The sequence below is a fragment of the Marinobacter persicus genome, assembly GCF_900114155.1.
In the GTDB taxonomy this organism is placed as follows: Bacteria; Pseudomonadota; Gammaproteobacteria; order Pseudomonadales; family Oleiphilaceae; genus Marinobacter; species Marinobacter persicus.
Window position 1 is genome coordinate 96,694 of the sequence record NZ_FOSC01000007.1, and the last position, 11,283, is coordinate 107,976.

An 11,283-nucleotide genomic window follows, 5' to 3' on the forward strand; every position below is an offset into this window, starting at 1 on the left:
CGGAGTTACGCAGACAGACGTGCACGGCCTTTGGCACGACGACGGGACAGTACCTTACGACCATTGGCAGTGGCCATACGGGCACGGAAACCGTGGGCACGCTTGCGCTTCAGGACGCTCGGTTGAAAAGTTCTTTTCATGGTGAAGTTCTCACAAATTCGTCAATGGACTTTGAACGTTGGCTGAAAAACAGACAGCCAAAACAGGAGCGGCATTCTAGTCAAATCAGGGGGCAAGTTCAATGCTTATCGCCTGTGCTTTCGGGTTTTACCTGTGCATCGGCAACGGAGTGATCGAATAACAGATTCAATAAAGTCTTTTTAAATTCTTTAAAGATTATTTATTACTGTTATTAGGCACCATGAATTCTGTGGGTAAGTGATTTTTTGTACGTAAAAACAGAAGATTAGGCTATTGATAAGGATCTTGACGAAGGCACGTGAGCTCTGTGGACAGCAGCAGCAGGAAATGTGAACAACCGGGCCTTCAGCAAATGAGCGAAGTTGTTCAGGGGTTGGTGCAAGGGTTGCACACAGGGTTGATACCCGGGTTTACACACCGGCCTGTGAGTAAGTTTTTTTCATGGATTTTCTGTACACAAGCCTGTGCATAGAGTGGCAAGATACTGAAAGTAAAATAAAATTGTTTCCACAGGGTGTTTATTAACACAACAGTCGGTCTTTTACTGCCGGGTGTCTCACGGTAGAATCGTCCGTTAACCTCCCGGCCGTCCGTTAGCTGATCAGGCAAGGGACGGTTCATGCGGACACAGCGATTCTCAGGAGCAGGCGGTTTTTCCGACACTATGTGGCATCAATGTCTTGAAGTACTCAGGGATGAATTTCCCGCTCAACAGTTCAATACCTGGTTGAGGCCCCTCCAGTCAGACCTGCGAGAGGGACAGTTGATGCTGTTTGCCCCTAACCGCTTTGTCATGGATTGGGTCAACCAGAAATACCTGCGGCGTATAGAGGAAGTATTAAAAGACCTGAACGGCGGCCAGGCCCCCCGGGTGGTGATGAAGGTGGGATCGGCGCCCAGGGAAAATGAACCGGTGCAACGCTCGGTGGAAACAAAGCCCGATCCGGCGGCGCTGGATGAGACCGGCCGCAGTGTGACGGAAGAAGAGAAAAGCGTGGCGGCGACCGTGCCGGCGCAATCCGGCGGTAAACCTCAGGCGTCCTCCCATCGCACATCTGGCGGCCAACGCCGGGACGTGCAGGTGGAAGGGGATATCAAACATCAGAGCTTTCTGAACGAAACCTTCACGTTTGATACCTTCGTGGAAGGCAAGTCCAACCAACTGGCCCGGGCGGCGTCCATGCAGGTGGCGGAGAATCCTGGTGGCGCCTATAACCCTCTGTTTCTGTATGGTGGTGTGGGCCTGGGTAAGACCCACCTGATGCACGCTATTGGTAACGAAATCGTTCGCCGCAACCCCGGTGCCAAGGTGGCCTATCTTCGCTCCGAACGGTTTGTGGCCGACATGGTCAAGGCGCTGCAGCTGAACGCGATCAACGAATTCAAACGGTATTACCGCTCGGTGGATGCCCTGCTGATCGATGATATCCAGTTTTTCGCCCGTAAGGAGCGCTCCCAGGAAGAGTTTTTCCACACTTTTAATGCGCTATTGGAGGGCGGCCAGCAGGTGATCGTGACCTGTGACCGGTTCCCGAAAGAAATCGTGGACATGGAAGAGCGCCTGAAAAGCCGGTTTGGCTGGGGCCTGACAGTGATGGTTGAACCGCCGGAACTGGAAACCCGGGTGGCCATCCTGATGAAAAAGGCCGAGCAGGCGAACGTCAAACTCAGTAGTGAGGCTGCGTTTTTCATCGCCCAGAAAATTCGCTCAAATGTCCGGGAGCTTGAAGGTGCGCTTCGTCTGGTGATAGCGAATGCTCACTTCACGGGCTCGGAGATTACGCCTCCCTTTATCCGGGAAAGCCTCAAGGATCTGTTGGCCCTGCATGAAAAGCAGGTTAGCATCGACAACATCCAGCGTACCGTGGCGGAGTATTACAAGATCAAGGTGGCGGATCTGCTGTCCAAGCGCCGGACCCGCACCGTTACCCGCCCCCGGCAGGTGGCCATGTCCCTGGCGAAAGAGCTGACCAACCACAGTCTGCCGGAAATTGGGGATGCTTTTGGTGGGCGGGACCACACCACGGTGTTGCACGCCTGCAAGAAAATCGTTGAACTCCAGGAGACCGACCCGGGTATCCGGGAGGACTATCAGAACTTCATGAGATTGCTGACGACCTGACGGAATCGGGTCGTTGCCGAACATTCACTTCCGATAACAGAAACCGAGTGCCATGAAACTGACAATCAGCCGTGAATCCCTGCTCACCCCGCTGCAAAGCATTGCCGGCGTGGTGGAAAAGAAACAGACCATGCCGGTGCTGTCCAATGTGTTGCTGGAAGCGGAAGACAACACGCTGACATTGACCGGTACCAACATGGAAGTGGAACTGGTGGCGCGGGTAACACCGGTGCACGTGGATCAGCCCGGTCGTATTACCGTGCCGGCCCGAAAACTGGCGGATATTTGTCGGGCGGTGAGTGACGAGGCGCCGATTGATATGGCACTGGAAGGCGATCGGCTGCACCTGCGCGCCGGCAACTCCCACTTTACCCTGTCAACACTGCCGGCGGAGCACTTCCCGAACGTGGAAGATGAGCCCGAAAGTTTCCGTCTGGAACTGCCACAGAAAGAGCTGGAGTACATGCTGGATGCCACCGCATTCGCCATGGCGCAGCAGGACGTTCGCTATTACCTGAATGGCTTGTTACTGGAAGTGGACAGTGGCCACGTACGAACCGTTGCCACCGATGGTCACCGGCTGGCCATGGCTCACCAGGACATGGAAACCGGCTGTCCTGAACCTCGCCAGGTTATTGTGCCGCGCAAGGGCGTGCTTGAGCTGGCCCGCCTGCTGGATGATGTGGAAACACCGGCCACCCTGGTGATTGGTGATAACCACCTGCGTGCCACGGTCGGGTCCTATACGTTCACCTCGAAACTGATTGAAGGCAAATTCCCGGACTACAATCGGGTAATCCCCCGTGGCGGTGACAAGGTGGTGCTGGCGGACCGAGCAACCTTGAAAAATACACTGCAACGGGCCGGTATTCTGTCCCATGAGAACATTCGCGGTGTTCGCCTGAACCTGGCGCCGGGACAACTGCAGGTCTTCGCCAACAACCCGGACCAGGAGCAGGCGGAAGACGCGCTGCCGGTGGACTATGACGGCGAAGCCCTGCAGATTGGTTTCAACGTGGGTTACCTGGTGGATGTGATGAACGCGCTGGATGATGACCAGGTGAAAATCACCCTGTCCAATCCGAACAGCAGTGCGTTGATTGAATCCGAAACCGACAGCCGTTGCCTCTATGTGGTCATGCCCATGCGCCTGTAGGCGTGTGGGCAGGTCCGGCTTTTTATGGCGCTGATTAAACTCCAGACCCAGCATTTCCGGAACCTGGCGCCAGATGCGGTCACCTTTTCCCCTTCCTTCAATCTCCTGTACGGAGCCAATGGCAGCGGCAAAACCAGCGTTCTGGAGGCCATCGGCTATCTGGGACTGGGTCGCTCCTTTCGGGTGAACCGGCACCAGGCGGTGGTGTCCCACGGTGAGCAGAAGCTCACCGTGTTTGGCGCCCTGGATGCCGGTCTTTCTGGTAGCCATCCGGGTACCGGTGCTCCTGCCCATCGTCTGGGCCTTTCCAGAGATGTTGCCGCCAAGGAAACCGTGTTACGGGTGGATGGAGAGGCGGTTCGCAGCCTTTCCTCACTGGCTATGCATATGCCCGTATCCGTTATTGACCCCGGTGTTTTTGACATTGTAGCCGGCGGTCCCGGCAAGCGTCGGCAGTTTCTGGACTGGCTGGTGTTCCACGTGGAACCTTCTTTTTCATCCGCCTGGCAGCAATGCCAAAGAGTGACATCGCAGCGGAATAAAATACTCAGAAATGGTAGACTGGACGAACCTCTGTTGCGGGTGTGGGATACGCAGTACAGTGCCCTGGCGGAGCAGATCAGCGATGCGCGAGCGGCCGTTTTCGAGCGTTTCAAGATAGCCTTCAGTCAGGTGCTTGGAGAGCTGGAAACCGGCTGGGACGAAGGCCTGAAAGTGGACTTCTATCCCGGGTGGGATCGTTCTAAGCCATTGTCCGATGTGTTGCTGAATCATCGGGAACAGGAGTTGCGCATGGGACATACCCTGTATGGTCCCAACCGGGCCGATGTGCGGGTAAAGTACCGGGGGCGCCCGGTCGCGGAAACCTTTTCCCGGGGCCAGCAGAAAACTCTGGTCATACTGATGAAAATCGCCCAGGGCCAGGTGCTGAGTGAAAGCGGCAAACAGGTCACGTTTCTGCTGGACGACATTAATGCGGAGCTGGATGTCCGTCATCGAAAGATGCTGGCACAGAAACTTCAGGCGTTGCGTTGTCAGGTGTTTATCACCTCCATCGAGCACCCGGAGCCGGGCGTGCTCTGGGCCGATGGTCAGTCACCCGAATACAGAATGTTCCACGTGGAACATGGCAAATTGACGGAAGAAAAAACCGGGGAATACCCTCAGGAGTCTCATTAATGAGTGAATCGAACTACAATTCCTCCAGTATCAAAGTCCTCAAAGGCCTTGATGCGGTGCGCAAACGCCCGGGCATGTACATCGGCGACACCGATGATGGCACCGGCCTGCACCACATGGTCTTTGAGTTGGTGGATAACTCCATCGATGAGGCTCTGGCGGGCTACTGCTCGGAAATCGGGATCAGAATCCATCCGGACGAATCCATCACCGTTCAGGATAACGGTCGCGGTATTCCGGTGGATATGCACGAAGAGGAAGGTGTCTCCGCCGCCGAAGTTATTATGACGGTCCTCCACGCCGGTGGTAAGTTCGACGATAACTCCTACAAGGTGTCCGGTGGTTTGCACGGTGTGGGTGTCTCGGTGGTTAACGCCCTGTCCTCCACCCTGACCCTGACCATTCGTCGTGATGGCAAGGTTTATGAGCAGAGCTATTCCCATGGTGTGCCCAATGCACCCCTGACGGAAGTGGGCGAAACCGATGCGTCCGGTACCAAGGTCCATTTCATTCCGTCACCGGAAACCTTTACCCATATCGAGTTTCACTACGACATTCTGGCCAAGCGCCTCCGGGAACTGGCATTCCTGAACCGGGGCGTGCATATTCGCCTGACCGACGAGCGCACCGGCAAAGAAGAAATCTTTGAGTACGAAGGTGGCCTTCAGGCGTTTGTTGAACACCTGAACACCAACAAGACGCCAATCAACCGGGTGTTCCATTTTGACCACGAGCGTGAAGACGGCATTGCCGTTGAAGTGGCCATGCAGTGGAACGATGCCTTCCAGGAGAACATCTACTGCTTCACCAACAACATTCCCCAGCGGGATGGTGGTACACACCTGGCTGGCTTCCGTGCCGCCCTTACCCGCTCGCTGAACAATTACATCGAGCAGGAAGGCCTGGGCAAGAAAGCCAAGGTACACACCTCCGGTGACGACGCACGGGAAGGTTTGACCGCCATTATCTCGGTGAAAGTGCCGGACCCGAAGTTCTCCTCCCAGACCAAGGACAAGCTGGTTTCCTCCGAGGTGAAGACCGCGGTTGAGCAGGAGCTGTACCAGAAGTTCGCGGATTACCTTCAGGAGCAGCCGAACGAAGCCAAGTTGATCGTCAACAAGATGATTGAGGCGGCCCGGGCCCGGGAAGCGGCGCGCAAGGCCCGTGACATGACCCGCCGGAAAGGCGCGCTGGATATCGCTGGCCTGCCCGGCAAGCTGGCGGACTGCCAGGAAAAAGACCCGGCGCTTTCCGAACTGTTCATTGTGGAGGGTGACTCGGCCGGTGGTTCCGCCAAACAGGGCCGCGACCGAAAGACCCAGGCGATCCTGCCACTGAAAGGTAAAATCCTGAACGTGGAAAAGGCCCGTTTCGACAAGATGTTGTCCTCGGCGGAAGTGGGCACCCTGATCACCGCACTGGGCTGCGGCATTGGTCGGGAAGAGTTCAACCCGGACAAGCTGCGTTATCACTCCATTATCATCATGACCGACGCCGATGTGGATGGCTCGCACATCCGCACCCTGCTGTTGACCTTCATGTTCCGGCAGATGCGTGAAATCATCGAGCGGGGCCATGTGTTTATCGCCATGCCGCCCCTGTACAAGGTCAAGCGTGGCAAACAGGAGCAGTATCTGAAGGACGAAAAGGCCAAGGAAGCCTACCTGACCCAGACTGCCCTGGAAGGCGCTCAGCTGTTCGTGAACGCCGATGCCCCGGCCATCAAGGATTCCGCCCTGGAAACCATGGTGAAGGACTATCAGGCGGTGATGGCGATGATTGATCGCCTGTCACGGGCCTACCCGGCCCTGGTGCTGCGGCAGATGATCTACAACAGCACCCTGACGCTGGAAGATCTGAAAACGGAAGAACCGGTGGCCCGTTGGGTGGCGCGCCTGGGCGAAGGGCTGGACCTGGATACCCGCACCGGTACCAAGTACAGCTTCTCGGTAACCCGTGACGAAGAGCGCCATCTGTATCTGCCGATGGTGACGATTTATGTGCACGGCATTCCCTATGAGCACGTATTCGGCCACGATTTCTTTGAATCATCCTCCTACAAGGCCATCGCTCGTCTGGGCGAAACTCTGGAAGGATTGATTGAGGAAGGCGCCTACATCCAGCGTGGCGAGCGCAAACAGGCGATCTTCTCTTTCGAAGGAGCCCTGGGCTGGTTGATGAAAGAAGCCCAGCGTGGTCTGAATATTCAGCGCTATAAGGGTCTGGGTGAAATGAACCCGGAACAGCTGTGGGAAACCACCATGGATCCGGAAACCCGCCGCATGATGAAGGTGACCATCGAGGACGCCATTGCCGCCGATCAGATTTTTACAACCCTGATGGGCGATGATGTCGAGCCGCGTCGGAACTTTATCCAGAGTAATGCGCTGGAGGTCAGCAACCTGGATATCTGATGGTTGCTGCGGATTTCAGGCAGGCATAAAAAACGGTGGCATCCGCGAGGAGCCACCGTTTTTTTATGAAGGCTACGCAGTGTTTGATGAGTCAGGGGGATGGGCCTTTACAAAGCCAAAACAGCTTTAGCCCTGCTCCTTCTTCCGCTGCTTTTCCTTCTCTTTCTCCACCAGGTGCGGCGCCATCACTTCTTCCAGCGTGTAACCGGTCAGCCGGCGAATGGTGCGCCACAGGTAATAGAAGATCAGCATCATCATGACCATGGAAGGAATGGCGATCATCGGGTAGCTCACCAGGGTCATCCGGCCCAGCTCCTCGTTGAACGCCTCGGTGCCGGACGGACTGACGACGATCCATTTGGCCAGGACGTAGTTCATAATCGAGGAGAACAGAAAGGTGCCGGCGAAATAATAACTGGCTTTCAACAACCGGGATTCAAATTCCGCCACTCCACCCCGCTCTTCAAGGGCTTTGTGGATTTTATCCACATCCAGTACCGCCGGGTTGTACAGCAGGGCCCTTACCAGCGGGTATCTGGTGCGGGTGGAGATCAATACCGCCAGGCCGATGATGGCCGGCACCGCTGCCTCCTTGATGGCCAGCCAGCCAGCGTCCAGTTCCAGCAGGCCAATGCCGCCGGTCAGCGCCACGCTGATCAGGCCGAGCAGCGCGATGAAGTTCTTTTTATGATACCGGATCAACTCGAACAGGCCCCACCCCAGGGGAAAGGCCAGGCCGATGATCAGCGCGTTGACACTGCCCAGGTGTTCGTCGCCACTGAATTTCATCAGAATGACGGAAGGAATGATGATGCTGACCAGAAGGTCGATCCAGGGGCGTGGTTTGTGGTCGGGAATGGTGTTCGGTTCAGAATTGGAAGTCATGCAGGATCCTGAAAACAAAAAAGGCGGCGAAACCATCGGGTTCCGGGCTAACCGGAACAGTATATGATGATAACGCCGCCTTTCGCGATCCTGTGGATCAGTGGTTAACGCCTATCAGGCACCCACTTCCTGCAGGGCTTCTTCGACAATCTTCAGGCCTTCTTCCAGTACCTCGTCCTCAATGGTGACGGGCATCAGGAAGCGGATGGTGTTGCCGAACAGGCCACAGCTGAGCAGGATCAGGCCCTTTTCCTTGGCCTTCTTGGTGATGGCTGCCGCCAGCTCTGGCTTGGGCTTGTGGCTGTCCTTGCTTTCAACCAGCTCGAAGGCCGCCATGGCACCCAGGTTTCGGGCATTATCCACATGCTCGAACTTGTTTTCCCACTGCTTGAAGCGTTCGTTGAGTTTCTCACCCAGACGCTGACTCTTGCCCAGAATGTCTTCTTCCTTGAACACATCGAATACCGCCAGGGCTGCCGCGCAGGCAGTCGGGCTGCCGGTGTAGGTACCGCCCAGGGAGTTGGGGCCGGAGGAATCCATCACCTTGTCGGTGCCGACAATAGCGGAGATCGGCATACCGTCGGCCATGGACTTGGCCATGGTCATGATGTCCGGCTGAACGCCGCTGTGTTCGATGGCAAACATCTTGCCGGTCCGGCCGAAACCACTCTGGACTTCGTCGACGATCATCAGAATGTCGTTGTCGTCGCAAATCTTTCGGATTTCCTTCAGGAATTCCGGGGATGCGGCGTAGAAGCCACCCTCACCCAGCACCGGCTCAATCACGATGGCGGCGGTGTTGTGGGCCGGAGAATCGGCTTTCATGGCCATGTGCAGGCCGCGCAGGGCTTCTTCTTCGCTTACGCCATGGTAAGGCACCGGATAAGGCGCACGGTAAACCAGGCCGGGCATCGGACCGAAATCGGTCTGGTAGGGCGCTGCTTTGCCGTTCATGGCCATGGTCATGAAGGTACGACCGTGATAACCGCCGGTAAAGCAGATCACGTTGTCTTTTTTGGTCGCGGCACGGGCGATTTTGACCGCGTTTTCCAGGGCTTCGGCACCGGAGTTGGCGAGCATAACCTTGGCGTCGCCTTTCACCGGCACCACTTCGGAAAGCTTCTGGGCCAGTTTTACGTAGCCCTCATACGGCATCACGGTCTGGCAGGTATGCATCAGCTTGTCGAGCTGCGCTTTGACCGCTTCGACAACTTTCGGGTGGCGATGACCAACGTTCAGTACGCCGATGCCGCCGGCGAAATCGATCATGCGCTTGCCATCGGCATCCCAGAGTTCCGCGTTCAGGGCATGGTCAGCAAACTGTTCGTTCGGGCTCGCGGCCCCGGCTGCCACATAACGTTCTTTCAATGCCTGAAGTTCTTGGTTGTTCACGTTACCATTCTCCTTTTCGTGGAGTCGAAGGGATTGATACATACAGTGTAGGGAGTACGCCCTAAGCATACAAACCGAAGCCCCTAAAAATCCCGGCTTTCCGCCAGTTTCCTTTACCACTATTACAGGTATCCACGTGCGCGCTTACGCAGATAACGATTACCCCGCCGACCACAAACCCGACTGGAAGATCATTGCCGGGCTCTGGCCCTACCTGACCGAATTCCGGGGCCGGGTGGCATTGGCGTTGACCCTCCTGGTGCTGGCCAAGCTGGCAACGGTCGCCACGCCCATTGCCCTGAAATACATTGTGGATTATCTGGACCAGAACAGTGGCCAGGATTTGCTGCTGTGGATTCCGGTGCTGCTGGTGGTCGCCTATGGTCTGCTGCGTTTTGGCAGCACGCTGTTCAGCGAACTGCGGGATGCCGTCTTTGCCCGCGTGGCCGAGCGGGCCATGCGGCGAGTGTCGCTGCGGGTGTTCGAGCACCTGCACCAGCGGGAACTGGGCTTTCACCTGGACCGAAAAACCGGTGGCCTGGCCCGGGATATCGAGCGGGGCACCAATGGCATCAGTTTTTTGCTGCGTTTCACCCTGTTCAACATCGTCCCCACCCTGCTGGAAATCCTGCTGGTGGCCGGTATTCTGCTGGTGGTGTTCAACGTGGGCTACGTGATCGCCATTCTGGTGGCCGTAGTGGTGTACGTGGTGTTTTCCATCAAGGTGACCGAATGGCGAACCAAGTACGTGCGCGAAGCCAACGCCCGGGACAACCAGTCCAACTCCCGGGCGGTGGACAGCCTGCTGAACTACGAGACGGTGAAATACTTCAATAACGAGCGTTTCGAAGCCCAGCGCTACGACGCCGACCTGCAGGAATGGGAGCAAGCGCGCCTGAAAAACCGGTTGTCGCTGGCCACCCTGAACGCCGGGCAGGCGCTGATCATTGGCGCCGCGCTGATGGTGATTATGGCCATGGCGGTCACCGAGGTAGCCAGCGGCGAGATCACCCTGGGTGATTTCACCATGATCAACGCCTACCTGTTACAGCTGTTCATTCCCCTGAATGCCCTGGGCTTTGTCTACCGGGAAATCCGCCAGGCGCTGGTAAACGTGGAGCGGTTGTTCAAACTGCTTGGAGATAAACCCGCCATTGAAGACGCGCCGGATGCCCGGGAACTGGTTGTGGATAACGGCGAAGTGCGCTTCGAACACATCCATTTTGCCTACCGCAAGGACCGGCCAATCCTCCGGGACGTGGATTTCACCATCCCGGCGGGCCATAAGGTGGCGGTGGTGGGCGCCAGTGGTGCGGGAAAATCCACCCTCGCCCGCCTGCTGTTCCGTTTCTACGATGTGGATAAAGGTGCCATTCGTATCGACGGCCAGGACATTCGCGACGTCACTCAGGACAGCCTGCGCGCCGCCATCGGCGTGGTGCCGCAAGATACCGTGCTGTTCAACGACACCCTCTACAGCAACCTGGCCTATGGCCGCCCCGAAGCCACCGAGGAAGAGGTTTACCGGGCTGCGCGCATGGCCCATCTGGAAAACTTTATCCACAGCCTGCCGGATGGCTACGAAACCAAAGTGGGTGAACGGGGCCTGAAACTCTCCGGCGGTGAAAAACAGCGGGTGGCCATTGCCCGGGTGATCCTGAAAAATCCGCCCTTGCTGATATTGGACGAAGCTACTTCGTCACTGGATTCCTTGTCAGAGCAGGCAATTCTGGGAGCTTTGAAAGAAGTCAGTCGCCAGCGCACGACTTTGGTGATTGCTCATCGACTTTCCACGATTCGGGATGCCGATACCATTCTGGTGATGGATGGGGGCCGGATTGTTGAGAGTGGTAGCCATAACCAGTTGTTGGCGACTGGTGGTCACTATGCCCATCTTTGGGAGCAACAGCATCGGGGTGGCGATCAGTAAGGGGAGGAGCCCTTCCAAAACACGCTCCTTCGGCACATCCATGTGGCGCTCGAGCTCCGCCATC

At 56.7% G+C, this 11,283-nt stretch carries 8 protein-coding genes; 5 read left to right on the forward strand and 3 right to left on the reverse strand.

Annotation, left to right across the window (positions count from 1 at the left end):
• Positions 1 to 5: 5 nt before the first annotated feature.
• Entirely contained in the window at positions 6 to 140 is a 135-nt protein-coding gene (gene rpmH, locus BMZ63_RS09050) for a 50S ribosomal protein L34 (protein WP_091704626.1), read from the reverse strand.
• 665 nt (positions 141 to 805) lie between these two features.
• Here rpmH and dnaA point away from each other — a divergent pair.
• From dnaA to gyrB, 4 genes are read left to right on the forward strand one after another with little or no spacing between them, the layout of a single operon-like run.
• On the forward strand, positions 806 to 2,263 hold the full coding sequence (dnaA, locus tag BMZ63_RS09055) for a chromosomal replication initiator protein DnaA (RefSeq protein ID WP_177187055.1): 1,458 nt from the start codon (positions 806 to 808) through the stop codon (positions 2,261 to 2,263).
• 52 nt (positions 2,264 to 2,315) lie between these two features.
• Positions 2,316 to 3,419 (forward strand): DNA polymerase III subunit beta, encoded by a 1,104-nt coding sequence (gene dnaN, locus BMZ63_RS09060; RefSeq protein ID WP_091704632.1) that lies wholly within the window; start codon positions 2,316 to 2,318, stop codon positions 3,417 to 3,419.
• 24 nt (positions 3,420 to 3,443) lie between these two features.
• Entirely contained in the window at positions 3,444 to 4,598 is a 1,155-nt protein-coding gene (gene recF / locus BMZ63_RS09065) for a DNA replication/repair protein RecF (protein ID WP_091704635.1), read from the forward strand.
• On the forward strand, positions 4,598 to 7,012 hold the full coding sequence (gene gyrB, locus BMZ63_RS09070) for a DNA topoisomerase (ATP-hydrolyzing) subunit B (protein ID WP_091704638.1): 2,415 nt from the start codon (positions 4,598 to 4,600) through the stop codon (positions 7,010 to 7,012). Before recF ends, gyrB begins: the two co-directional genes overlap by 1 nt.
• Before the next feature lie 126 nt (positions 7,013 to 7,138).
• Here gyrB and BMZ63_RS09075 read toward each other — a convergent pair whose 3' ends face one another.
• Positions 7,139 to 7,897, reverse strand: coding sequence for a VC0807 family protein (locus tag BMZ63_RS09075; protein ID WP_091704640.1), 759 nt, complete (start codon positions 7,895 to 7,897; stop codon positions 7,139 to 7,141).
• A gap of 114 nt (positions 7,898 to 8,011) precedes the next feature.
• The gene (gene gabT / locus BMZ63_RS09080) at positions 8,012 to 9,289 is read right to left on the reverse strand and encodes a 4-aminobutyrate--2-oxoglutarate transaminase (protein ID WP_091704643.1); all 1,278 of its coding nucleotides are present in this window, start codon (positions 9,287 to 9,289) and stop codon (positions 8,012 to 8,014) included.
• Positions 9,290 to 9,425: 136 nt separating this feature from the next.
• On the opposite strand from gabT, the gene BMZ63_RS09085 reads away from it, so the two are divergent.
• A complete protein-coding gene (locus BMZ63_RS09085; RefSeq protein WP_091704645.1) occupies positions 9,426 to 11,219 on the forward strand; it encodes an ABCB family ABC transporter ATP-binding protein/permease in 1,794 nt (597 codons plus the stop codon).
• The last annotated feature ends 64 nt before the right edge of the window (positions 11,220 to 11,283 follow it).